Here is a 23,390-nt window from a genome sequence, read left to right on the forward strand (position 1 = left end):
AGCGGCCTGCCGGCCGGCCGGGCGGGCGGGGGCGGCGGAGGCGCCGCGGTCGGCCGCGTGGCCGGAGCCGTCGCCGTGGGGCGCGGGGGCGGTGCGGGCGGACGCGCGGCCGGAGTCGCCGGGCGCGCGGGCGTCGCGGTAGGACGCGGCGTCGTCATCGCCGGCCGCGTCACCGTGGGGCGCTCCGCCGGCAGACGGCCCGGCTCCACGTCCCCCATGTCCACCCGGCCGCGGAAGCTGGCGCCGTCCACGATGATGACGCGCGGGGCGCGGATGTCGCCCACCATGCGACCCTCGCGGGTCAGCTCCACGCTCTCCGTGGCGTTGATGTTGCCCACCACCACGCCGCTGACGATGGCGTTCTTCACCGCCACGTTCGCCTTCACCACGCCGGAGGGCTCCACGATGAGCGTCCGGCTGAGGGTGAGCTCACCCTCCACGCGCCCGCGGACCGTGAGGTCCTCGTCGCCGGTCAACCGGCCGCTGATGAGGATGGAAGGCCCCACCACGGTGTTGTTGACGTTATTGCTCGCTGCGAGCTCCTTCGCGGTGGCCACGAATCAGCGCTCCTTCATGTCCATGTCGACGTTGCCCTTGAAGGAGGCACCGTCGGCGATGAGGATGCGTGGAGCCTTGATGTCGCCCACCACGCGGCAGTCCGTCTTCAGCTCCACCTTGTCGCTGGCGGAGATGTTGCCCGTCACCCGGCCGGCGATCTCCACGTTCTGCGTCTCGATGTCCGCCTCGACGACGCCGCTGCCCTCGACGTAGAGGCTCTCCTTGAGGGAGATCTTCCCCTTCACGGTGCCCTGGATGACCAGGTCCTCGTCTCCGGAAATCTCTCCGTCGATGACGATGCTCGAGCCAATGACCGTATTCGCCATGAGTGTTGTCCGCCCCTCTCGAAAGGTGTGTGCCGTGCGAAGCCCGGCGTGAAACTCAGATGTCGTCCGGCAGCTTCACGTCCATCTCGATGGAGCCGTTGAACACGGCCCCGTCCTCGATGACGATGCGCGGTGCCTTGATGTCACCAGCCACCTTGGCCGAAGCGTTGATGGCCACTCGGGTCGAGGCGTCGATGTTCCCGCTCGCCTCACCGTTGATGGTCAGCTCCTCGGCCCGGATGTCCGCCTGCACCTTGCCGGTGCTCTCGATGGTGAGGTGGTTCTTCAGGGCAATCTGCCCCTCCACCCTGCCCTCGATGACCAGGTCCCCACCTCCCGTGAGGTTGCCCTTGATGACAATGCCCTTGCCGATGATGCCCGTCTCACCCGTTGCCATGCGGTGACCTCACCCAGCGCCAGCTCCTCCAGAGGAGCCGCGCGACCTGATTATGTCAGAGATGCGCGGAGATCCAGCCGGAGATATCCCGGAACACTTCCGCCCGCCCCACCTCGTTGAGCGGCTCGTGGAGCATGCCGGGGTACTCCTTGAACTTCTTGTCCGCCGAAGTGGCCGTCTCGAAGAAGGTCCGGGCCGCCGCCGGGGCCGCCACGCCGTCCTCGGCCCCGCACAGCACGAACAGCGGGACTTGAATCTTCGGAGCCAGCAGCATTGCCTCGCCCTGGGCCTGGGTGGACTCCAGGAACCAGCGGGGCGTGACGATGGTGAGGTAGAGCGGGTCCTCGCGGGTGGCGCGCTGCACCTCCGGGTCCTTGCTCAGGTCCTCCACCGTCAGCTCCGTCTTGAGGGCCAGCCACGGCACCAGCCTGCCCACCGCGCGCGCGGCCAGCAGCTTCATGGCGGGGGGCGTAATGGCCAGCTTGAAGTAGGGGGCTGACAGCACCAGCCCGCTCAAGCCCTCCACCTTGTGGCTGCCCATCCACTTCACGGCCATCAGCGCGCCGTGGCTGTGGGCCAGCATGAAGGTCTTCTTGCCGCCCGCGTCCTTGCGCACCCGCGCCCAGAAGGCGTCCAGGTCGTCCACGAAGTGGGACCACTTCTCGGAGTAGCCCCGCCGTCCGTCCGCGCGGCCATGGCCCCGGTAGTCGAACCCGTGCACCGCGTAGCCGTCCGCCAGCAGCGCCTCCGCTACATACGTGTAGCGGCCGAAGTGGTCTCCGTAGCCGTGCACCACGGCCACGTGCGCGCGGGGCTCGCCGTCGGGGAAGCTCGACCGCCAGAACAGCCGCGTCCCATCCCTGCCGGTGAAGAAGCCTTCATCGTGGCGCGCCATAGGCGCATCAACTTAGCGGCCCGACGCACGCGTGGGTAGCGCCTTGAGCTTGCGCTCCAACACGGCGCGCTGGCCGGGGGGCTCGGCGGACTCAGGGTCCAGCGCCAATACCTCCAGGGCCCGGCGCCAGGCTCCCGCGGCATCCCCACTGCGCGAGGCGCGCTGGTAGGCGTCCCCCAGGTGCTCGAGGATGACGGGCTCGTCGGGCGACAGGGACGAGGCGCGCTCCAGCGCCTCCACCGCGCGCAGGTACTCGCCGCGCCGGAAGTACACCCAGCCCAGCGAGTCCAGGTAGGCGCCGGTCTCCGGCCGCAGCTCCAGCGCGCGCAGCACCTTCCGCTCGGCCTCGTCCAGGTCCCTGCCCGCCTGGGCCAGCAGGTAGCCCAGGAAGTTCAGCGCCGCGGCGTGGTCCGGGTCCACCTCCAGCACCGCCCGCATCCTCGCCAGCGCGCCGTCCACGTCGCCCTGCCGCTCGTGGGCCGCGCCCAGCACGTAGAGCAGCTCCTCGTCCCGGGGGGCGCGCGCCACCACCTCGCGCAGCAGGGCCAGCGCCTCCGCGCCCCGGCCCTGGCGGTGCAGCGTGGCGGCCAGCGCGTCGTACAGCGCGGCGGAGGGCTTGCCGGCCAGCCCCTCCTTCAGCACGGCCTCGGCCCGGGCCGGCGCGCCGCCGCGCTCCAGCGCCCGGGCGTACTGCGTGCGCACCTCCGGGTCCTCCGGCTCGGCCTGGAGGGCGGCGCGCAGCAGCGCCAGGGCCCGAGGGTGCTCTCCGGCCAGCGACAGGCTCCGGGCCCGGCGCAGGCGGGCGTCGGAGAAGACGTCCGAGCTCTCCGGCACCCCTCCGAAGGCGGCCGCCGCCTCCGGGAAGCGGCGCATCCGCTCGTGCACCAGGCCGGAGTAGTACGCCAGGCGGGGCTCGTCCTGCCCGGCAGCCCGGGCCTGGTCCAGCACCTGCGCCGCGGCGGAGGGCTGGCGCGCGGCCAGGTAGCTGAAGGCCACCCGCACCGCCGTCTCCGGCTCGGTGGACAGGGACAGGAGCCGGTCGAAGTACGCCCGCGCCCGCACGGCGGAGCCGGCCTTGAGCGCCGCGCGGCCGGCGGCCAGCAGCACCTCCTGGCTGTCCGGATCTCTCTGGAGCGCGCGCGCCAGGGCGTCCTCGGCCTCGGTCGGCCGGCCGCTGTCCTCGTACAGCTTCGCCAGCGCGGCCAGCACCTCCACGTCGCCCGGGTCTCTCGTGCTGGCCTCCGTCAGCAGGCGCTCGGCGCGCGTGGCATCGCCGCGCTCTGCCAGGGCCAGCCCCAGGCGCCGGTAGCCGGACGCCTCGCCGGGCAGCGCCACCGCCAGTGACTCCACCACCTTCACGGCCTCGTCGGGCGCGCCGGCCTCCAGGTGGAGCTGGGCCAGCACCAGGTAGGCCTCCGGCTCCCGGGGCTTGAGGGCCACCGCGCGCCGCAGGTGCATGCGCGCCCGGGTGAAGCGGCCGGCCTCCAGCAGCACGCGCCCCAGCAGCACATGGGCCGGGTAGTACGCCGGGGAGCGGTCCACCGCCCGGCGCAGCTCGCGCTCGGCCTTGTCCAGGTCGCCCAGGCGCGCGTACTCCTCCCCCAGCCGGGTGAGCAGCAGCGGGTGCCCGTCATCCGTGGCCAGGGCCAGGCGCAGCGCGTCCACCGCGCCCCGGTGGTCCCCGGCGTGGTGCAGCAGGCGGGACTGGAGGTAGTTCGAGTAGCTGGCGGACGAGGAGAAGTGCCCCTCGTCCGTCGCCCCCGCGTCCATGGCCTCGCGCATGGCCTCGCGGTCCACGCGCGGGCGGCGAGGCGGCGGGGCCGCGAAGGCCCCCGGCGCCACCAGGGTGACCAGCAGCGCGGAGACGATGAGGCGGGTGGGGCTCACGCTGGAAGGAGTCTAGCGCGGCCCCGCCCGGCTTGCAGGGCAGAGCGCCCCCGTCACGTCTCCTCGGGCGGCGGCGCGCCCAGCTTCTCCAGCAGCTTCTCCACCGGGTCGCTGTCCTGGCTCACGTCCGCCACGGCCGACCGGTACTCGGTGTCCGTTGCCTTCTCCACATCCGGCAGCATGCGGCTGATGACGGCCCGGGCGGCCTCGGCGCCGCACTCCGGCAGGACGACGGCGAACACACCGCCGCCCAGGTGGGAGATGGCATCCGGGTGGCGCACCCGCTTGCGCATGATGTCGGCGATGGTGTTCGGGATGGGGTCCACCGGCCGGTCCGGGCGCAGCACCGCCAGGCTGAGCGCCCGGTGGTAGCGCCGGCTGCGCGTGACTTCCTGCTCCAGCCGCAGCAGCAGCCCGCGCCTGTCGTGCAGGCCCGTGGCCGGGTCGCTGCCGGTGCGCCGCTGCAGGGCGTTGGTCTTCTCCTTCTCCTGCTGCTCGCGCTCGCCCTGGCGCAGCTTGAGGGCGCGCTCGGTGCGGTTGAGGAGCTCCACCGCGTTGAACGGCTTGCTCATGTAGTCCACCGCGCCCAGGTTGAGCGAGCGGACCTTCTCCGCCACGCCCTGGTGGGCGGACAGCAGGATGACGGGGATGTTGGCCGTGTCCGACGAGGACTTGAGCGCCATGGCCGCGTCCAGGCCGTCCAGCTTGGGCAGGAACACGTCCATGACCACCAGGTCCGGCCGCTGCGCACGCGCCTTGGCCAGGCCTTCCGCGCCGTCGCGAGCCACCTCCACCCGGTACTTCGAGCGCAGGACCTCGGACAGCACGGCGGCAATCTCCGGCTCGTCCTCCACCACCAGCACGCGCGGCTGCTCCTGCGGCGTGGTGGCGGCGGGCTGCTGCGGGCGCGGGTTGCGCGGCGCTTCCTGCGCCAGCGGCAGGGTGAAGACGAAGATGCAGCCGTTGTCCGGCGGGCTCTCCGCCCAGATTTCGCCGCCGTGCAGCTCCACGAACTCCTTGCAGATGGCCAGCCCCAGTCCCGTGCCCTTGCCGCCGTGGCGGTAGCGGTCGAAGACCAGGTGCAGCTCGTCCGGGGGGATGCCCACGCCGTCGTCCTGCACGCACACCTTGGCCGCGTCGCCGTCCGGGCGCCCCAGCCGCTGGGTGCTCACCACCACCTCGCCGTCCTGGCGCGCGTGGTGGATGGCGTTGGTGATGAGGTTCTGCAGCACCTCGTGCAGCTTCACCTCGTCGCCGATGAGCATCAGGCTGTCCGGGCAGTCGGCCCGCAGCGAGACGCCCCGGTCGGCGGCGAGGATCTCCAGCTCGTTGACGGCGTCGCGGCACAGCTGCGCCACGTCCAGCACGCGCGGCTCAATGGACAGCCGCGCCGCCTCGCCCTTGCCCTTCTCCAGCAGCGACTCGACCAGGCCGAGGATCTTCTTGCCCTGGCGGATCATCGCCTCGGAGGACTGCCGCTGCTGGGGCTCCAGCGGGCCCTCCTGCAGCAGCCGGCCGTGGCCCAGCAGGACCTGGAGCGGCGCCCGCAGGTCGTGGCTGCACACGGCGATGATTTCGTCCTTGAGCCGGTTGAGCTCCTTGAGGCGGCGGTTGGCGTCGTTGAGCTCCTGGTAGCGCTGCACGTACGCCAGCTCCAGGTCCTCGCGCTTCTTCTTCACCGCGGTGTGCAGGCGCGCGTTGCGGATGGAGTTGGCCAGCACGCCGGCCACCGCCTGCGCGAACTCCTGCTCGTCCCGGCCGAAGGACGCATCCACCCGCGACACGCGCAGGAAGAGCGCGCCCAAGAGGTCGTCCTGGCAGATGAGGGGCTGCACGAGGATGGACTTCACGCCCAGCGGGACGATGGAGGTGCGCACCTCCGCCATCAGCGGGTCTCTCTGCGCCTCTTCAATCAGCACCGGCTGCCGCGTCTCCAGCGCGCGGCGCAGCTCCGGGTAGCGGGCCACCTCGATGTCCAGCTCGACGAGGCTCGGGTCCTCCTGCGTGGCCACCACGCGCGCGGTGCGGGCATGGCTGCCCTCCACCAGCACCACCGAGCAGCGGTCCGTCCCGGTGACGCGGCCCACCTTGTCCACCGCGATGCGGAGGATCTCCTCCAGCTCCAGCGAGCTGGTCGCCGCCTGGGTGATCTCCAGCAGCATCCCCATGCGCATCCGGATGCGCTCTTCCCGGTCGCGCAGCCTTCCGGCGCGCAGCGCCGCCTCCAGCCGGGGCACCACCTCGTCCGCGCTGCGGATCCAATCGTCCACTGCCAGACGCTTGAAGGCCTCCGCCGAGCGGGTGCGCCCCAGGTCCACCAGCACGGGCAGCCGCTGCAGGCGCTCCACCTTGCGCAGCGAGTCGAGCATCTCCGCGGCGCGCTTCGCCGTCACCGCCAGGAGCACGACCTCCGGCTGGAGCGTGTCGGCCACCTGCGACAGGCCGCTCTCCTGCTCCGCCGACGCACACTGGTAGCCGCTCGCGGTGAGCCGCTCCATCAGCGCGTCGCCGGCCTCCTTCGCGGCAACGACCAGCACGCGTCCCCGTTGATCCGCCTGCATCTCGACTCTCACGGTGAACCTCGGCCGTGCCGGCCACGGGGGGCCCGCCGGGGAGGCTGCGAAATCACACTGCGCGCGTAAAGGTACATGGTTCGGATCCGGATCATGCCGCTGAACACGCCCGTGAGCCAGAGCGGCGGACATCGGAGAAGGGGTGGGAATTGTGAGAGGAGATGCGCGGCATATACTCGCTGACCGTGCGTTTCCTGCGATTCTTCCGGCCGTCGTTCCTCCGTCGTCCCATCCCGCTGGCTATCACGGTCCTCGCCGTGGCGGGACCCGCCGTTGCGTCCAGCCAGGGCGACGCCCGGCCGGCCGCCCCACCCACCGTCGATCAGGCGCCAGCAGGGCTGCAATTGCAATCTCCTGGCGCTACCACCAGCGCTTCTCACTCCGAGAAGGCCCCGGCGCCACCGGAAACATCGTCTTCCCCGGGCCCGAATGCCACTAAGGGGAACCCCGCACCGGCTGCTGGTGAAGTGCCGGCCGCCCACACGGCGAGTGCGTCCCTGGGCGCGTCCGGCTCCGGGCAGGAGTCCTCCACTGGCAGCGGGCCCCACAGCCCCTCCACGCTGGGCCATGCGCTCGTGGATGCACGCAACCTGCGCCTTGCCTCCAGCACGGTGGGCGGTGTGGGCCTGCTGCGCGTGGCGGGCGCGGACCTGGGACGCACCGGGCTGCTGCGCTTCGGGCTGATGGGCGAGTACTTCACCAACGCCCAGTTCCCCGTGCAGGGCGCGGAGAACACGCGCACCGCCGGCACCTTCTCGCTGGCCTACGTGCCGCTGGACTTCCTGGAGCTGTCGCTGGCGTACCGGGCGTCCTCGAACACCAACTCGCGCTCCTCGCCCAACGTCATCCAGGCGCTGGGCGACGTGTCCGTGGGGGCGCGCGCCACGCGCGAGTGGGTGCCCGGCCTGTGGGCCGGCGTGGACCTGCGCGCGATGACCTTCTCCACCGGCGACATCTCGGTGGAGCGCCCCGCCCTCGGCATCGCGCCGCGGCTGGTCTCCACCTATGACCTGCGGCCGAAGGGCCTGCCCCTGCGCGCGCACGCCAACCTGGGCGTGGTGCTGGACGGCGCGGGAGACCCGCCGGAGGACGGCCCGCAGCTCAACGCCTCCGAGGAGTTCGCGCTCGGCTTCAACCGCTACCACCGCCTCTCCGTGGGCGTGGGCGTGGAGGCACCGCTGCCCGGCGTGACGCCCTTCCTCGAGTACGGGCTCGCGTACCCGCTGGGCGTGGACGGCGTGCTGGTGGCGCCGGACGGGCAGACGCTGTCGGCCGGAAGCGCCGCGCCGCAGGTCATCGGCCTGGGCGCACGCGTGACGGCGGTGAGGGACCTCACCCTCACGGCGGCCGCGGAGTTCGGCATGCACCGCCGCGTGGGCCTGGGCGTGGCCACCACCCCGCCCTTCAACCTCTTCGTCGGTGCTTCGTACACCGTGGACGTGCTCGGACGGACGACCCCCGCCGTCCTGGAGAAGGTGCCGGAGCGCCCGGCCGTTGCCCCCGCGCCCCGGCTCGCCCGGGTGGAGGGGGTGGTGGTGGACGCGCGCACGCGGCAGCCCCTGCCCGGCGTCATCGTCGCGGTGGTGGGCGCCAGCCTGCCGCCCGTGGCCACCGCGCAGGACACCGGCCGCTTCCTCACCCACGAGGTGGCGGGCGGCCCGGTGAAGCTCTCCGTGCGCAAGGAAGGCTATCGCACCGCCGAGCGCGAGCTGGTGCTCCAGCCCGGTGAGCGGGCCACGGTGGAGGTGGCGCTGCAGGCCGAAGTCCGCCCCGCGCGCTTCGCCTTCGCGGTGACGTCGCGCAAGCGCCCGGTGGGGGCCACCATCACCCTGCGCGGCGCCGGCGAGCCCCGGAAGGTGGAGGTCACCGAGCTGGGCGGCCCCGTCCGGCTGGACGTGCCCGCGGGCCGGTATGGCGTGGACGTCGCCGCGCCGGGACACCTGGCGCAGACGCGGGAGCTGGAGGTCGCCGAGGGCGCGGGGGCGGAGCTCTCCTTCGACCTGGAGCCCGAGCCGAAGAAGCGGCTCGTCACCGTCAAGAACGACCAGCTGGAGCTGGGCCAGCCCGTGCGCTTCACGGGGGAGACCAGCACGGTGCTCCACCCGGACAGCCTGCCGCTGCTGGCGGAGGTGGTGGACGCCATCGTCCGTGGCGGCATCACCAAGGTCCGCGTGGAGGGCCACACGGACAACCAGGGTGACGCGGAGGCCAACCTGCGCCTGTCCCGCGAGCGCGCGCGGGCCGTGGCGGCCCACCTGGTCAAGGCCGGGCTCGACGCGGCGCGCGTGGAGGCGGAGGGCTACGGCGGCACCCGCCCGGTGGCGCCCAACCTCACCCCCAAGGGCCGCGAGCTGAACCGGCGCGTGGACATCGTCATCCCGGGGCGGTGATGCCCGGCGGGGCGGGGTCGGGGTAGAGTGCGGCGCCATGCCCCACCCTTCCCTGACTCGGCACGCGTGGCGCGCCGCCCTCGCTCTCACCGCCGGCCTGTCCGCGGCGTGCGGTGACCCCAAGCCGCCCCCCACCCCGGACCCGCCCCAGGTCTCCCTGACGGTGCCCGAGGCCATCGTCGCCGGCACGGCGCTGCCGGTCGTCGTCACCGTGTCCGGCTGCGACACGGTGAGCAGCCTCAACCTCTATGACCGGGACACGTTCCTCAAGACGTACCCGTACAGCGGCGGCACCGTCACCGTGGAGCTGGCCTCCGCGGACATCCCGTACCGCACCGCCGGCATGGCCGCGAACCTCTCCCTCATCGCCGAGGCGGTGTGCGACGACGCGCGCAAGGGCCGCTCCCTGCCCCAGCCGGCCACCTTCTTCCCGGTGACGCGCGTGCTGGATGACCCGCAGCGCGGGGCGGCCTTCAACTTCCCGCTCGCCGTCGACGGCACTGGCAACAACGTGGCCTTCCTCGGCTGCAGCGGCCCCACCGTGGGCACGCACACGCTCTACCGGCAGCCCCTCACCGGCACGGCCCAGACGCTGGCCATGCCCTCGTTGTGCACCCCGGAGACGGTCATCACCGCGCCCGCGAGTGACGGCACGCGCTGGGTCTGGACGCCCGGGTTCAGCGCCTTCGCGGTGGACTCCAGCTTCCAGATTACGTCCCGCTCCCATCCGGACTTCCCGGTCCGCACGCTGACGGTGATGGACAACGGCGACGCGCTCATCCGCAGCCTAAGCGTCGTGCGCGTCAGCCGGCTGTCCCGCCGTGCCAGCACCCCCGGCGGCGTCGGCCAGGAGCACTGGGTCTACCAGACCCAGAAGATTGGCACCCCCATCGCCCCCCTCAAGGTGCGCAACGGCCGCGTGCTGATCTCGAACCAGTACCAGGAGAACGAAAACCGCGCGCAGATCATCGTGGAGGAGCTGGACGCGGGCGACTCGAACCCGACCACGGGAGGCGCGCTGCTCGACACGCACCTCATCCGGGACATCATCAGCACCGCCTCCACGCCGCCCCCGCCGGCCGGCGCCTTCAGCGATGACGGCAGCATCCTCTTCCTGGGCTTCTACCCCGTCGCCCCGGACCGCTCGCAGGTCGTCGCCTGCGCCGCGGACGCGGACGGCTGCGAGGGCACCAACTCCCGCTGGACCAGCACCCTGCTGGTGGGCCCCATGAGGGGGCTGGTGCCCTATGCCAACGGCTCGCGCATCGCCGCCGTGGGCACGCAGCGCGTGTGGCTGCTCTCCTCCGCGGACGGCACCGTGCGCAGCCCGGGTGGCGCCTCGGTGGACGCCAACGGCGCGCTGAACGTGCTGCACGTCATCCCCGGCCGCCCACCCTCCACGGACATCACCTTCCTCGCAGGTCCTGCCCGGCCCGCGGGTGGCGCGGCCACCAGCCCGGTGGAGATCTTCGCCGCGGACCAGTCCTCCAGCGGCGAGGGCCGCGAGGTCTTCCGCTTCCAGGTGCCCGTCAGCCTCGGCGCCGCGCTGGATGGCGACGGCCGGCTCTGGATGCGCACCGGTGGCAAGCTGATGCAGGCGCTGCCCACCAACCAGTACCGGAGCGCCCGGCCGTAGTGGATGGACGGCTCAGGGCCTGTCGGCGACGAGGAGTGCCTCCACGTTGCCGGCGGGCCCGGGCACGGGCGAGTCCATCACCCCACGCACGGTGAGGCCCTGCTCGCGCACGAAGGCCGTCACCGTGTCGATGGCGTCCTGGCGCGCGGCGGCGTCCCGCACCACGCCGCCCTTGCCCACCCGCTCGGGGCCCACCTCGAACTGGGGCTTCACCAGCGCCACCAGCAGCCCGCCCGGCTCCAGGAAGGTCAGCACGGAGGGCAGCACCTGGGTGAGCGAGATGAAGCTCACGTCGATGACGATGGCGCCCACCTTCTCCGGCAGGTCCTCGTCCGTGAGGTAGCGCGCGTTGACCCGCTCGCGCGAGCGCACCCGCGGGTCCACGCGCAGCTTCTCGTGGAGCTGGCCGTAGCCCACGTCGATGGCGTGCACGCGCGTGGCGCCGTGCTGGAGCAGGCAGTCGGTGAAGCCACCGGTGCTGGCGCCGATGTCCGCGCACACCCGGCCGCGCACGTCGAGCCCGAAGCGGTCCATGGCCGCCTTCAGCTTCAGCCCGCCTCGCGAGACGTAGGGCAGCACCTCGCCCTTGAGGCGCAGCTCCGCCTCCACCGGCACCAGCGAGCCGGGCTTGTCCACCCGCTGGTCGCCCACCACCACCTGGCCGGCGAGGATGAGGGCCTGGGCCTTGGTGCGCGACTCCGCCAGCCCGCGCTCCACCACCAGCACGTCCAGGCGCTCCTTGCGAAGCTTCACCGCGCGCCTCCTTCCAGCAGCTCGCGGCCCGCCCGCAGCAGGCCCGCCACGTCCAGGCCCAGCTCCGCGCGCTGCACCCGCGCGTCGCCATGGGGGACGAAGGCGTCCGGCAGTCCTACGAGCCGCACCCTCGGCGTCACGCCTCGCGCCGCGTAGAGCTCCAGCACCGCGCCGCCCAGCCCGCCGCGCGAGGTGCCCTCCTCCGCCACCACCACGTGGCCGCACGCGGCGGCCTCCAGCAGCGCGGCCTCGTCCACCGGCGAGGCACAGCGCGCGTCCAGCACGCTCCACCCCGGCTCCGAGCGCGCGGCCTCCAGCGCCGCCAGCCCCAGCGGGCCCAGCGTCACCAGCGTCAGCCGGGGGTGCGCGGCCCGGTGCAGCCACCGCGCGCCCTCCAGCGGCGCCTCACCGGCCCGCAGCCCCGGAGGCAGCGGCGGCAGCGTGCCGCGCGGGAAGCGGAGCACGGAGGGGTAAGGCGCCTCCAGCGCGGTGGCCAGCATGGGCTCCAGGTCCTCGCCCACCATGGGTGCCCACAGCCGCAACCCCGGCAGCGGGCGCAGCGAGGCCACATCGTAGGTGCCCTGGTGCGTGGCGCCATCCGCGCCCACCAGCCCCGCGCGGTCCACGGCGAAGACGACGGGCAGGCCCGGCAGGCACACGTCGTGGATGATCTGGTCGTACGCCCGCTGGAGGAACGTGGAGTAGATGGCGCAGACGGGGCGCGCGCCCGCGGCGGCCAGGCCCGCGCTGAAGGTGACGGCGTGCTGCTCGGCGATGCCCACGTCGTGCACCCGGTCCGGAAAGCGCGCCTTCAGCTCGTTGAGCGCCGAGCCCTCCAGCATCGCTGGCGTCACCGCCACCACGCGCGAGTCGCGCGCCATGGCGTCCTCGAGCACCGCCGCGAAGGCCTCGCTGAAGGTCCGCTGACCCTTGCGCGAGCGGACCAGCTTGCCGTCCCGCCACTCGTACGGGCCCATGGCGTGCCCGCGCGTCTGCGCGTCCGCCTCCGCCGGGGGGAAGCCCTTCCCCTTCAGCGTCAGCGCATGCACCACCACCGGGCGCGAGGACGCCTTCGCCTCGCGCAGCGCGTGCACCAGCGCGCCCAGGTCATGCCCGTCCACGGGCCCCAGGTACGTGAAGCCCAGGCCCTCGAAGAAGGCGCGTGCGCCCCGGGTGCGCAGCAGCGCGGGGATCGCGCCCACGTTGGCGCTGATGGACATCTGGTTGTCGTTGAGCACCACCACCAGCGGCAGGTGGCTGCCCCCCGCGTTGTTGAGACCCTCGAACGTCAGCCCACCGGTGAGGCCACCGTCGCCCAGCACCGCCACCACGTGGCCGCGCTTGCCCAGCACCCGGCGCCCCTCCAGCAGGCCCAGCGCGGCCGACACCGCCGTGCACGAGTGCCCCGCCAGCAGCGCGTCATGCGGGCTCTCGCGCGGGTCCAGGAAGGGCCCCAGGCCGCCGGCCTGCCGCAGCGTGTGCATGCGCTCGCGCCGCCCGGTGAGCAGCTTGTGCGCGTAGGCCTGGTGCCCCACGTCGAAGAGGAGCGCGTCCACCGGCGAGTGGAACACCCGGTGCAGCGCGACGATGAGCTCCACCGCGCCCAGGGACGCGCCCAGGTGGCCGCCCACGCGGCCGCAGAGGGAGATGATGTCCTCGCGCAGCTCCTCGCACAGCCGTGGCAGTTGCGCCTCCGGAAGTGCCCGCATGTCCGAGGGCGAGGCGATGCGTGCCAGCAGCTCCGACATCAGGACTTCCGCTCCACCACGTAGCGCGCCAGCGCCGCCAGCGGCCCGTTGTCGCCCTCCAGCGGGCGCACCGCCGCCACCGCCTGGGCCACCTTCTCCTCCGCCATGCGCCGCGACTCCGCCAGGCCCACCACCGCCGGGAAGGTGAAGCGCCCGGCCGCCGCGTCCGCTCCCGCGGGCTTGCCCAGCTGCTCCGGCGTGGCCGTCACGTCCAGCACGTCGTCGGCAATCTGGAAGGCCAGGCCCACCGCGTCGCCATAGGAGTCCGCGCGAAGCAGCGCGTCCGAGTCCCCGCCCCCGGCCAGCACGCCCATGCGGCATGCGGCGCGGATGAGGGCGCCCGTCTTCAGCCGGTGCAGGCGGATGAGGTAGTCCAGCGCGGCGGGCCGGTCCTCGGCGATGTCCAGCACCTGCCCGCCCACCATGCCCGAAGCGCCCGCCGCCACCGCCAGCTCGCGGCACAGCGAGGCCCGTGCCCCCTCCGGCCCCGTGGCCACCAGCGTGAAGGCCTCCGTCAGCAGCGCGTCCCCGGCGAGGATGGCCATCGCCTCGCCGTACACCTTGTGGTTGGTGGGCCGGCCCCGGCGGTAGTCGTCGTCATCCATGGCCGGCAGGTCGTCGTGCACCAGCGAGTACGTGTGCACGTACTCCAGCGCGCACGCCGCGTCGCCCGCCAGGGGAGACGCGTTGCTGGCGCGCGCCACCGTGTCGGCGAACGTCAGGCACAGCACCGGGCGCAGGCGCTTGCCACCGGCGAGCAGCGAGTAGCGCATGGCCTCCGCCAGCTTCGGGGGCGTGCCCGCGGGGACGAGGCGGTCGGCGCGCTCGAGCAACAGCGCCTCCACCCGCGCCTGCTGGGCGCTCAGGAAGGAGTCGAGGTCGAAGGATGCCAAGTGAGTCCGTGCTCCTCTAGGGGGCCTGCGTGGCCACGAGCTCGCGGATGCGCCTGACGAGCCTGTCCATGTCCAGCGGCTTGACGAAGTAGTCCGCGGCGCCGACCTCCAGGCCGTGCCGCTTGTCCTCGGGGTCCCCGCGCCCGCTGATGAAGACGACGGGGATGTCCCGGAAGTGCTCGTTCTTCTTCACCGCCCGGCACAGCTCGAAGCCGTCAATCCAGGACATGTTCACGTCCAGGAGGATGGCGTGCGGCCGGTGCAGCTGCAGCGACGCGATGAGGCGCAGGCCGTTGGCGGCCATGGTGACCTCGAAGCCCTCGTCCTCGAGGGCCGCGGCCAGCAGCTCCCGCGTGTCGCGGTCATCGTCGACGATGGTGATCTTCGGCTTCGGCATGCCGGAGTGGGCGCCCGCGCTCCCTAGAACGGGACGTCATCCTCCGGGGGGGCGCGGGGGGCAGGCGCAGCGGGCGCTCGGGGGGCCGCCGCCGGTACCGGACGCGCGCCCACCGACAGCGGCGCCACCACGTCCTTGCCGTCCTCGTCCAGCAGCAGCTGCTCGATTCGCTGCTCCGCCTCCGTGAGGAGCTTCTCCCCCCGGCGCACCAGCCGGATGCCCTCCTCGAAGGCCTTGAGAGAATCCTCCAGGGACAGGTTGCCGCTCTCCAGCCGGCCCACCGTCTCCTCGAGTCGGGTCACCACGTCCCCGTACTGCTCGGGCTCCACCGCCTTGGCCTTGTCCGACTTCGCCACTGCCTTCCACCTCCCCGTGTGGGGCGCGGGACACTAGAGGGTTGCCCGTTAGCAGTCCACCGGCCCTTTCACTCCCGTGACGGTGGCTTCGACTTCCTCACACCCGCCGAGCGTTTTCGCCCCGTTCATGGCGAGCTTGATGCCCAGTCGCTCTCCTACCTGTACGTCGGTGCTGGTGCGGACCACCACCCCGTCCCGCTGGCGGAAGACCACCGAGTACCCGCGCGACATCACCTTCAACGGACTCATCGCGTCCAGCCGTCCCTCCAGACGCTGGAAACGCCGCTGCGCATCCGCCAGTGCCCCCTGCTGGAGCGCCAGCAGCCGTGCCCGGTGCGCGGCCAGCCGGGCACGCTCCCTGGCCACCTGGGCCGCGGGCGACGCCCGCTCCAGCCCCAGGTGCGCGGTGGCCAGCAGCGCCTGCCGCGACGCCACACCCGCGCGCGCCGCTTCCGACAGCCGGGCGGCCAGCTTCAGGAGGTGCGCCCGCTGCTCGCCCAGCCGCGCCTGAGGCCGCGCCCGCTGCAGCCGCTCGGAGAGCGCGCGGAGCGTCTCCCGGTGCTCGCGCACCGCAGGCCGCAGCACGCGCATCATCGAGTCCACCTGCTCGGACAGGTGCAGCCGCTGGTGGTTGATGGCCCGCCGCGGGTCCTCCAGGCGCGCCGCGAGCTGGCCCTGCTCCTCGCGCAGCTCCAGCACCCGCCGCTCCATGGCCCGCCGCAGCCGCCCGGCCTGCGTGGCCAGCGTCAGCTCCAGGTCCGCCAGCACCGGCGCCAGCCGCTCCGCCGCCGCGCTGGGGGTGGGCGCGCGCCAGTCCGCCACGAAGTCGGAGATGGTGAAGTCGATTTCATGGCCGATGGCCGACACCACCGGCACCGGCGACGCGAAGATGGCCCGCGCGACAACCTCCTCGTTGAACGCCCAGAGGTCCTCCACGGAGCCTCCGCCGCGCGTCACCACGATGACGTCCACGTCCGTGCGGGTCAGCCGTTCAATCGCCCGGGCCACCTCCACCGCCGAGCCCTCGCCCTGCACGCGCGCGTCCGCCAGCAGCACGCTCTGCCGCGGGTTGCGCGAGTGCAGCACGCGCAGGAAGTCCTGCAGCGCCGCGCCCGTGCGGCTCGTCACCACGCCGATGCGCTGGGGCAGGAAGGGCAGCGGCCTGGGCGGGCGCTTGCGCCCGGCGCCGATGAGCCCCTCCGCCGCCAGCCGCTCCTTGAGCTGCTCGAAGGCGAGCGCCAGCGCGCCCTCCCCCACCGGCTCCAGGCGGTTGACGATGAGGCTGTAGCGGCCCTGCGGCTCGTACAGGTCCACGCTGCCCTCGGCCACCACCTCCATGCCGTCGCGCAGCATGAAGCGCAGCCGGGCCGCCAGGGACGCCCACACCTTCGCGTCGATGGCCGCCCCGGGGTCCTTCAGCGAGAAGTACCAGTGCCCGCGCGCGTTGGGACCGCGAAAGCCCGTCACCTCGCCGCGCACCAGCACGCGCGCGAAGCGAGACTCCAGCGTCTGCTTCAGCTGCCGCGTCAGCTCGCCCACCGACAGCACCAGCCGCTCGGGCTTCGGCGGCGGCGGAGGCGCGCCCTCCAGCGGGCCCAGCAGCGACGTGCCGTCCGCGTCCACCGGCGGGGGCGGAGGCGGCTTGCGGGGCATGGCCACCACCCGGCCGGCGGGCCTCGCCTCGCCGACCACGGGCTCGGCTGCCGGGGCGCCGAAGAGGTCTCCCTGGAAACCAGGGGGGACTGGCGGCGACTCTCCTCCCGCGCCTCGGGGCTTCTTCATCGCGACAGCTTCTCGACCCAGGTCTGCGCCTTCTGGTGGTACTCGTCGTCGGGCGGCGTCATGGCCACCACGTCCTTGAACTTGGGCAGCGCGTCCTCCGGGCTGCCGTCCTTCAGGGAGTACGCCAGCAGGTACAGGTCCTTCGCCTTCGTCTTCAGCTCGCTGATGATGTTGGTGGCGCCGGCGTGGCCGGGGTCCGCCTGCAGCGCGCGCCGCGAGTACTCCATGGCGCGAGACCACTGGCCGGCCGCCTTCGCCGCGGTGGCACCCTTGTAGAAGATGGTGGCCGCGCGCGTGCCCGCGTTCCGCGCCATCTTGCTGGGCCGCCCGTCGGTGATGTCCTTGTCCAGCGCCAGCAGCTTCGACAGCCCCTTGGCGTCCAGATCCTCCAGCCGCTTGTAGAGGTTGCCGAACTCGGTGATCTGCCCGAGCAGCTTCTTGCACTGCGGCGTGCGGGCCATGCACGCGTTGAGCATGGCCACCGCGCCGGACATGTCACCGTCGCGGAAGCGGTCCACGGCCGGCTCCCACGGCTTGGGCGCGGCGGCCTGGAAGACGGGCTTGGGCGTGTCGCGGATGGTGATGGCCTGCACCGCCTGCTCGTTGATGATCTTCGCGTCGCGGTGCTCCGGGAAGGCCACCAGCACGTCGTCGGTGATGAGCTTCGCCTGGTCCATCTGGCCCTCGTCCAGCGCCTTGCGCGCGGCGACGGAGCGCTTGTCGGCCGCCGACGCCAGGTCGCGCTTCGCGGTGCGCACCCTGTCGTCCAGGAACTGGGTGTTGCCCGTCTTCGCCAGCGCGGCGGCGGCCTTGCCCAGCTCGTTCTTCGCCAACGCCGCCTGCGCGTCGTTCAGGCTGCGTTGGATGGGAATCTCCCGCTCGGCGTGCCCCAGGTAGTCCGTCACGCCCGGGTAGTCGGGCGCCTGCGCCTGGAGCTCCTGCAGCTTCTCCTGCGCCTCCAGCCACTTGCCCTCTCGCACCAGGTTCTTCGCGTCCTGGAACAGCGAGCCGAGCATGTCCCGCCGGGCCTTGCCCTCCAGCGCCCGCGCCTGCTCCGCGGCCTGCTGCTGGCTGACGTTCATCCGCACCACGCCCAGGCCGGCGAACAGCATCACCACCACGCCGGCGATACCCAGCTTGATGCGCATCTTCTTGCGCTGGTCTTCCGGGCTGGGCGGCGCGGCGGCCGCCGAGCGGGCGCTGCGCACGCGTCCCCCTTCCGTGCGCGGCGGAGGACGGGACGGCAGCGCGCCCCGGCTGCCGGAGGCGCCCGGCCGGGGGCGCGAGCCCGGCGGAGGCATGGCCACCGCCATGGTGGAGTTCGCCACGTCCTCGAAGCGCAGCTCCGTGTCGCCCAGCGTGACGACGTCGCCGTTGGCCAGGGGCGTCTCGTCCCCAATCGCGTCGCCGTTGACGAGCGTGCCGTTGCCCGAGCCCAGGTCGCTCACCGCCCAGCCCGAGCCCATCTTGCGCACCATGACGTGCTTGCGCGACACGGACGTGTCCGGGATGCAGATGGCGTTGTCGGTGGCGCGGCCGATGACGTACTCGCCGTCCTCCAGCGAGAACTCCTCACCGGCCTTGGGCCCCGCGATGCAGACCAGCCTGGAGGCAGCGGACACCGGAGCAGGCCGGGCCGCGGCAGCACCGGGAGCCGTCCTGCGCGTGGCGGGGCGGGCCCCGGTCCCGCCCGAGGGCGTCCCGGAAGTAGGCCTGCGCCGCGTGGGAGGGGAACCGTTCGTCATGGGAAATCACCGACCTACACTACGAGGGGGGCACGCGCCTACAGCTCGTGCTCGTATGCCAGCTCCAGACCACGATTGTGGCAGCGATGCTCGCCCGTAGGGAAGCGCCTGCTGACTTCCGCCAGCGCCGCCCGGGCGGTCTTCGCGTTCCGGTACTGTACGCTTCGTTGGAAATCGAGCATGAGCTGGCTGCACTTGTGGTCCAGCTCGGCTGCTACCTGACCGAGCTGGAAGCGGACGTCCTGGTACAGCTCCGGCTTCTCCTCCAGGGCCTCCAGGGTGATCCACGCGAAGCGGTACTGCTGCCACGCCTTGAAGAGGTTCTCCGCGCCCACGTCCTTCTGCGCGTAGAAGCGGGCGCCGGTGACGGCGTACTGCCGGGCCTTGACCAGCAGCTCCTCCGGCGACAGCTCCGGCACGGGGATGACCTCCACCCGGAGGTTCCACACCCGCCACGTGTCACTGCCGGGCGGGTTGCGCACGTTGTCGAAGGCGAGCGTGTTGGGCTCGTTGCGCTTGAGCGTCTCCACGGGAAGGATGTGCTCCAGCTCCCGCTCCGCCGAGCTGGTCGTGTCCGGAGGCACCCACCCCAGGTTGGCGCCGTTGAGCACCAGGGCCACCTCCTCCTTGGAGATGCCACTGGCCTGGTAGCGAACCAGCGCCACCGCCCGCGTGGGGGAGACGAACTGGAACTCGAAGTCCTTCTGGTCCGGGCGCTCCCACCGCACGCCCTCCCCCAGGCCGAACGAGTCCTTCACCGGCTCCAGGCTGAGGGTCTCCGGCTCCGAGCCCCCAGGGCCTCCCTTCACGCCCCCGGACAGGAACGCATAGCCGGGAACGCCCACCCCCGCCGCCACCAGCAGCACGGCGGCCAGGCCCACCGCCACGCGCTTCACGACGGGCAGCGCGAGAAACCACAGCACCAGCCGCCCGCCCTGGCTCCGGGCCAGGTCGCGGCGCTGGCGGGCGCGGTCGGCGGCCGTCAGGCCCTCGGCCTTCTGCGCCGGCGCGGTGGGCGCCAGCTGCGCGGGCATGGAGCCCGTCACCCTCACCTGCTCCGGCGAGTCGGCCGGGCGCACCGGGGCGACGGCCTGCAGCCGCGCCGTGGGGAGCGCCTCCTGCGAGGCGTCACCGATGGGCGGAGGCTGGATGGGCGGGTTGCGGCGGATGGGGCGGGTGGCGTCCTCGTCCCCGTCGGGCGGCACCCAGACGAAGGTGAACTCCACCGGCCCCACGGTGATGCGGTCCCCGTCGCGCAGCTGCTGCTCGCCCGGCAGCTTCGTGCCGTTGAGCGCGGTGCCGTTGGAGCTGCCCACGTCCTCCGCGAAGTACAGGCCGCCGCGCTCGACGATGCGGGCATGCCTGCGGGACACGCCATGGTCCTGCAGCACCAGGTCGTTCTCCGAGGTGCGGCCGATCTTCACCTCGGCCTGCTCGAAGTAGAGCTCTCTTCCCTCCTGGAGCCCCTTGGTAATGGTCAGGCGGATGGGCAGGGCGGCTACCTCAGGCGAGGTCTCCGAAGAAGAACTGGAACACGATGGGCCCGAACAGCACCATGAACACCGTCGGGAAGATGCAGGCGATGAGCGGGAAGAGCATCTTCACCGGCGCCTCGCCGGCCAGCTTCTCCGCGCGCTGGGTCCGGTCGATGCGCATCTGCGTGGACTGGATGCGCAGCACCTTGCCCAGGCTGGTGCCCATCTTGTCCGCCTGGATGAGCGCGGTGACGAACGTCGTCAGCGACGGCAGGTCCACGCGGACGATCATGCTCTTCAGCCCCTCTTCACGCGTCTTGCCCATCTTCAGCTGCTTGAGCACCAGCTGCAGCTCCTCGCGCAGCGGGCCCGTCTTGCCCTTCTCCACCACCTTGGCCAGCGCGGCGGTGAAGTCCAGGCCCGCCTCCACCGACAGCGTCAAGAGGTCCAGGTTGTAGGGCAGCGCGCGGCTGATCTGCAGGTGGCGCTTCTTCACCTGATCATTCACCCACATCAGCGGGTAGAACGTGCCGCCCACCATGAAGAGCAGCGACCACACCAGGTTCTGCCCCAGGCCGTTGAGCAGGAACAGGCCCATCAGCAGGCCCACCACCGCGCTCACCTCCTGCAGGGCCATGATGTCCTCGGGCTTGTAGCCCTGGGGCTCACCGGCCTTGATGAGGTTGCGGCGCTGCTTGGCCTCGTAGCCCGGCCACATGAAGCGCCGGTTCATGGCCCCCAGCTTGCGGATGGCCACCGAGCCGAAGCCCTTCATGCCGCCCGCCGACTCGTCGCGCACCTCCGTCAGGAAGCGCTCGAGCAGCGTCTGGTACAGCCCCAGGCCCAGGAACCCCACGGCCCCCGCGAAGAGCAGCGCCGAGCTGCCGACCAGCACTTGCGTCAGGACATCCACGGTGCACCCCTCAGATATCGATGTTGACGATGCGCCGGATGATGAGGATGCCCATCACTTCCATGATGGCGATGATGACCACGAGGATCCACCCGAACAGGTGGTTCATCATGGGCTCCATCAGGTCCGGCCGCATGTAGTTGAGCACCATGCCCAGCACTCCGGGCATGGCCGCGACAATCCAGCCCTGCAGCTTGCCCTGCGAGGTGAGCGCGTCGATCTTGCCTTCCAGGCGAAAGCGCTCGCGGATCACGTTGGAGATGGTCTCGAACATCTCCGCCATGTTGCCGCCGAGCTGCCGGGCGATGTTCGTGGACACCACCACCAGCTCCAGGTCGTCGCTGCCCACGCGGCGCCCCATGTTGATGAGCGCCTCCTCCAGCGGCACGCCCAGCTTCACTTCCTTCACGAACAGGCCGAACTCCTGGGACAGCGGCGCCATCGCCTCGCGCGCCACGTGCTCAATCGCCTGCGGGAAGGTGAGGCCGGCCTTGAAGGCGTTGGCCATGGCCTGCAGCGCGTCCACCAGCTGGACGTTGAACTTCTTGATGCGCCGCTTGCGGTAGTGCTTGACCATCAGCATCGGCAGGAAGAAGCCGAACACCGTGGCCACCACCGCGAGGATGGGGTTGAAGATGATGTACGAGAGGATCCCCAACAAGCACATGCACGCGATGTTGAGGATCAACATCTGCCGCGCATCGATGAAGAGGAACATGTCGCTCAAGTCGTTCATCGACTTGGCGACGTAGCGCTCCTGGTACTGCTCGTACGCCTTCGACAGGACGCTGAAGATCACCAGGCTGAAGAAGAAGACAGACCCGGTGACGAGGAGGAGGACGATTCCGGCAAGCATGGGCGTGCGTCCCTGGGGGCTGGGAGAGGTGCGGCGCAGGCGGCGCCGTTACGGCGCGCCCGCACCCGCGGCCTTCTCGGCGCCGCCCTTGATGATCTGGATGATCTCCCGGCGCTTCTGCTCCAGCACCCGGGTGCGCTCGCCGGACAGCAGCGTGCTGATGGTGGCGCGGCCGCGCTCCTCGATGAGGTCCACGTCGTCCTCGTTGCGCAGGGTGAGCGTCAGCGCGCCCAGCTCCGTCGCCAGCACGAGGATTTCCGCCTCTTCCGGCAGCACCATGAGCGAGATGTCGGCGTACTCGCGCTGGCCCTCGGGGATGAGGTTGACGTTGGTGGTACCGGTGATCTTGCCCGTGGCCACCACGATGACGTTCTGGAGCAGCGTCACCGCCACGCTCTCGTCCGTCTGCGGATCACGGAACGTGCCGATGACGTCCACCTTGTCGTTGGGGCGGATCCACCCGCCCACGGACGTGGTGTTCTTCGCCTCGATGGTGATGGCGCGGGCCTTGCGCTGCACCTTGGTCGACAGGCGCTCGGCGGCCTTCGTGGTCTCGAACTGGCTCCACAGCAGCGGATCACCCGACTGCAGCGCCACCAGCACCTTCTGGTTCACCACGTAGGAGGCCGAGTCCGGACGCACCACCGAGGAGGTGACGAACTGCTCCGGCACGGAGCGCTGGGAGATCATCTCGAAGGTGATGACCGTGCCCTCGGGCACGTCCTGGGCGGCCACGACCACGGGCACCAGGTTCCACCCGCGGCGGACATCCGCCTCCTTCTTCTTGATGGCGGAATACGCGATGACACCGGCCAACAGGCCGAGCACGAGCGCGACGACGAGCGGGGTCTTGCCCTTCAGCATGATTCAGGGACCTCCAAAACGGGGGGTGCCGTTCGGCGGCGAGGAGTCCAGAGGGGTTTTCGAAAACAGTCAGGCGCAAGTTGCGCGAGTGGCGTGGGATGTTATCCGTGGGATACACCGGGTGTCAAAACCACCTCTCGTGACAGCCCGGCATCCCGCGCCATTCCAGGACGAATGTTCTCGTCCCGTCACAGGTCCTCGAGGGCCTCGCGGTCCTCGGAGGTGAGGCCGTTGCCCTCGGTGATGCTGTAGATGGCGTCCTGTACCACATCCACGGCGTCATCGTTGTCGAGCTGCTTGCCCACGAGCAGCTGGAGCAGCTCCCGGAGCGCGGCGTCGTCCGTCACGGGGCCCAGCTTGTAGGGGTTGCCCGTCTCGGAAGGATTGCGCGCCTCGTTGAGGCAGTAGAGGTGGAGGGCCACCAGGAAGGCGTCCGGGTCGGTGCCGCCGTCGGTGGGGACTCCCGGCCCCTGGGCCGTGGGCGGAAGGGTGACGACCACCCGCTCCACCAGCAGGCCATTCTGGTACCGGCCCGCGGAGGTGGAAATCACGGTGAGGCCGCGGGGCAGCTCCAGCTGCACCGCCGCGCCCGTGGTGTTGCGCATGGGCACGCAGATCTTCACCGCGGGCCCGGAGCCCTGGGGCTCCGAGCCCCCCTCGCACTCCCCGGTCAGCTCGTTCGCACCGAGGATGTGGCCGCTGATGCTCACGCCCGCCGGGAGGTTGAGGGGCGTGCCCCGTGGCTCACCGGGGTCCTCGCCCAGGCCGGGGCGGTTCTCGTTCACCCCCGCGTCCACGCCGCTGCCCGGGGGATTCTTCGGCCCGCCGCCACCATCATCGTCGTCACTGCACGCCATCACCCCTGCCCCGACCGCCGCCGCGACGACCATCCACGTCCAAGCCGCATGCGCCATTGCGCGCTCCTTGTTGCTCTTCGTTGCCGTGA

General features: G+C 71.8%; 20 protein-coding genes. 2 read left to right on the top strand and 18 right to left on the bottom strand.

Annotated features, from left to right (window positions below; all coding sequences use genetic code 11):
- The 6 genes from bacP to LXT23_RS48985 form a co-directional block, all read right to left on the bottom strand.
- Positions 1 to 557: bactofilin BacP (gene bacP, locus LXT23_RS48960; RefSeq protein ID WP_253987459.1), on the bottom strand; the 557-nt coding region annotated here is incomplete at its 3' end.
- A 3-nt stretch (positions 558 to 560) separates the two neighbouring features.
- On the bottom strand, positions 561 to 884 hold the full coding sequence (locus tag LXT23_RS48965; RefSeq protein ID WP_323379179.1) for a bactofilin family protein: 324 nt from the start codon (positions 882 to 884) through the stop codon (positions 561 to 563).
- Between the two features lie 55 nt (positions 885 to 939).
- Complete coding sequence (gene bacN / locus LXT23_RS48970) at positions 940 to 1,281, bottom strand: bactofilin BacN (RefSeq protein ID WP_253987460.1); 342 nt, start codon at positions 1,279 to 1,281, stop codon at positions 940 to 942.
- A gap of 55 nt (positions 1,282 to 1,336) precedes the next feature.
- Positions 1,337 to 2,176 carry an alpha/beta hydrolase gene (locus LXT23_RS48975; protein WP_253987461.1) on the bottom strand — a complete coding sequence of 280 codons (840 nt, stop codon included), beginning with the start codon at positions 2,174 to 2,176 and terminating at the stop codon, positions 1,337 to 1,339.
- 12 nt (positions 2,177 to 2,188) lie between these two features.
- A complete protein-coding gene (locus LXT23_RS48980) occupies positions 2,189 to 4,063 on the bottom strand; it encodes a tetratricopeptide repeat protein (RefSeq protein ID WP_253987462.1) in 1,875 nt (624 codons plus the stop codon).
- A 53-nt stretch (positions 4,064 to 4,116) separates the two neighbouring features.
- On the bottom strand, positions 4,117 to 6,624 hold the full coding sequence (locus LXT23_RS48985; RefSeq protein ID WP_253987488.1) for an ATP-binding protein: 2,508 nt from the start codon (positions 6,622 to 6,624) through the stop codon (positions 4,117 to 4,119).
- Between the two features lie 479 nt (positions 6,625 to 7,103).
- Between LXT23_RS48985 and LXT23_RS50580 the strand changes: the two genes are divergently transcribed.
- Entirely contained in the window at positions 7,104 to 9,026 is a 1,923-nt protein-coding gene (locus LXT23_RS50580) for a carboxypeptidase regulatory-like domain-containing protein (RefSeq protein ID WP_253987463.1), read from the top strand.
- A 37-nt stretch (positions 9,027 to 9,063) separates the two neighbouring features.
- Positions 9,064 to 10,662 carry a hypothetical protein gene (locus LXT23_RS48995; RefSeq protein ID WP_253987464.1) on the top strand — a complete coding sequence of 533 codons (1,599 nt, stop codon included), beginning with the start codon at positions 9,064 to 9,066 and terminating at the stop codon, positions 10,660 to 10,662.
- Positions 10,663 to 10,674: 12 nt separating this feature from the next.
- Here the strand turns inward: LXT23_RS48995 and LXT23_RS49000 are convergent, their stop codons facing one another.
- The 12 genes from LXT23_RS49000 to LXT23_RS49055 form a co-directional block, all read right to left on the bottom strand.
- Complete coding sequence (locus tag LXT23_RS49000) at positions 10,675 to 11,415, bottom strand: TlyA family RNA methyltransferase (RefSeq protein WP_253987465.1); 741 nt, start codon at positions 11,413 to 11,415, stop codon at positions 10,675 to 10,677.
- Positions 11,412 to 13,163: a 1-deoxy-D-xylulose-5-phosphate synthase gene (locus tag LXT23_RS49005; protein WP_253987466.1), complete on the bottom strand. Its 1,752-nt coding sequence runs from the start codon at positions 13,161 to 13,163 to the stop codon at positions 11,412 to 11,414. The genes LXT23_RS49000 and LXT23_RS49005 overlap by 4 nt, the downstream gene beginning before the upstream one ends.
- Complete coding sequence (locus tag LXT23_RS49010) at positions 13,163 to 14,056, bottom strand: polyprenyl synthetase family protein (RefSeq protein ID WP_253987467.1); 894 nt, start codon at positions 14,054 to 14,056, stop codon at positions 13,163 to 13,165. Before LXT23_RS49010 ends, LXT23_RS49005 begins: the two co-directional genes overlap by 1 nt.
- A 16-nt stretch (positions 14,057 to 14,072) precedes the next feature.
- Complete coding sequence (locus LXT23_RS49015) at positions 14,073 to 14,453, bottom strand: response regulator (protein ID WP_253987468.1); 381 nt, start codon at positions 14,451 to 14,453, stop codon at positions 14,073 to 14,075.
- 23 nt (positions 14,454 to 14,476) lie between these two features.
- The gene (gene xseB, locus LXT23_RS49020; RefSeq protein ID WP_253987469.1) at positions 14,477 to 14,809 is read right to left on the bottom strand and encodes an exodeoxyribonuclease VII small subunit; all 333 of its coding nucleotides are present in this window, start codon (positions 14,807 to 14,809) and stop codon (positions 14,477 to 14,479) included.
- Positions 14,810 to 14,857: 48 nt separating this feature from the next.
- Positions 14,858 to 16,591 (bottom strand): exodeoxyribonuclease VII large subunit, encoded by a 1,734-nt coding sequence (gene xseA, locus LXT23_RS49025; RefSeq protein ID WP_253987470.1) that lies wholly within the window; start codon positions 16,589 to 16,591, stop codon positions 14,858 to 14,860.
- Positions 16,588 to 18,336 (bottom strand): FHA domain-containing protein, encoded by a 1,749-nt coding sequence (locus LXT23_RS49030; RefSeq protein ID WP_253987471.1) that lies wholly within the window; start codon positions 18,334 to 18,336, stop codon positions 16,588 to 16,590. Before LXT23_RS49030 ends, xseA begins: the two co-directional genes overlap by 4 nt.
- Before the next feature lie 38 nt (positions 18,337 to 18,374).
- A complete protein-coding gene (locus tag LXT23_RS49035; RefSeq protein ID WP_253987472.1) occupies positions 18,375 to 19,760 on the bottom strand; it encodes an FHA domain-containing protein in 1,386 nt (461 codons plus the stop codon).
- Positions 19,761 to 19,839: 79 nt separating this feature from the next.
- Complete coding sequence (locus LXT23_RS49040) at positions 19,840 to 20,724, bottom strand: type II secretion system F family protein (RefSeq protein WP_253987473.1); 885 nt, start codon at positions 20,722 to 20,724, stop codon at positions 19,840 to 19,842.
- Between the two features lie 10 nt (positions 20,725 to 20,734).
- Positions 20,735 to 21,580 (bottom strand): type II secretion system F family protein, encoded by an 846-nt coding sequence (locus tag LXT23_RS49045; RefSeq protein ID WP_253987474.1) that lies wholly within the window; start codon positions 21,578 to 21,580, stop codon positions 20,735 to 20,737.
- 48 nt (positions 21,581 to 21,628) lie between these two features.
- Positions 21,629 to 22,444 (bottom strand): Flp pilus assembly protein CpaB, encoded by an 816-nt coding sequence (gene cpaB / locus LXT23_RS49050; RefSeq protein ID WP_253987475.1) that lies wholly within the window; start codon positions 22,442 to 22,444, stop codon positions 21,629 to 21,631.
- A 188-nt stretch (positions 22,445 to 22,632) separates the two neighbouring features.
- Positions 22,633 to 23,358, bottom strand: a complete 726-nt coding sequence (locus tag LXT23_RS49055; RefSeq protein WP_253987476.1) for a hypothetical protein — start codon at positions 23,356 to 23,358, stop codon at positions 22,633 to 22,635.
- Between the last annotated feature and the right edge of the window lie 32 nt (positions 23,359 to 23,390).

This window comes from Pyxidicoccus xibeiensis, assembly GCF_024198175.1.
GTDB classification, from domain to species: domain Bacteria; phylum Myxococcota; class Myxococcia; order Myxococcales; family Myxococcaceae; genus Myxococcus; species Myxococcus xibeiensis.

Bases quoted from the DNA above. Each gene is read 5' to 3' on its own strand.
- LXT23_RS48975 (WP_253987461.1), bottom strand. From the start codon at position 2,176: ATGGCGCGCCACGATGAAGGCTTCTTCACCGGCAGGGATGGGACGCGG.
- bacN (WP_253987460.1), bottom strand. From the start codon at position 1,281: ATGGCAACGGGTGAGACGGGCATCATCGGCAAGGGCATTGTCATCAAG.
- xseA (WP_253987470.1), bottom strand. From the start codon at position 16,591: ATGAAGAAGCCCCGAGGCGCGGGAGGAGAGTCGCCGCCAGTCCCCCCT.
- LXT23_RS49045 (WP_253987474.1), bottom strand. From the start codon at position 21,580: ATGCTTGCCGGAATCGTCCTCCTCCTCGTCACCGGGTCTGTCTTCTTC.
- LXT23_RS49005 (WP_253987466.1), bottom strand. From the start codon at position 13,163: ATGTCGGAGCTGCTGGCACGCATCGCCTCGCCCTCGGACATGCGGGCA.
- LXT23_RS49055 (WP_253987476.1), bottom strand. From the start codon at position 23,358: ATGGCGCATGCGGCTTGGACGTGGATGGTCGTCGCGGCGGCGGTCGGG.
- LXT23_RS48985 (WP_253987488.1), bottom strand. From the start codon at position 6,624: ATGCAGGCGGATCAACGGGGACGCGTGCTGGTCGTTGCCGCGAAGGAG.
- LXT23_RS49030 (WP_253987471.1), bottom strand. From the start codon at position 18,336: ATGACGAACGGTTCCCCTCCCACGCGGCGCAGGCCTACTTCCGGGACG.
- LXT23_RS48965 (WP_323379179.1), bottom strand. From the start codon at position 884: ATGGCGAATACGGTCATTGGCTCGAGCATCGTCATCGACGGAGAGATT.
- cpaB (WP_253987475.1), bottom strand. From the start codon at position 22,444: ATGCTGAAGGGCAAGACCCCGCTCGTCGTCGCGCTCGTGCTCGGCCTG.
- LXT23_RS48995 (WP_253987464.1), top strand. From the start codon at position 9,064: ATGCCCCACCCTTCCCTGACTCGGCACGCGTGGCGCGCCGCCCTCGCT.
- LXT23_RS49015 (WP_253987468.1), bottom strand. From the start codon at position 14,453: ATGCCGAAGCCGAAGATCACCATCGTCGACGATGACCGCGACACGCGG.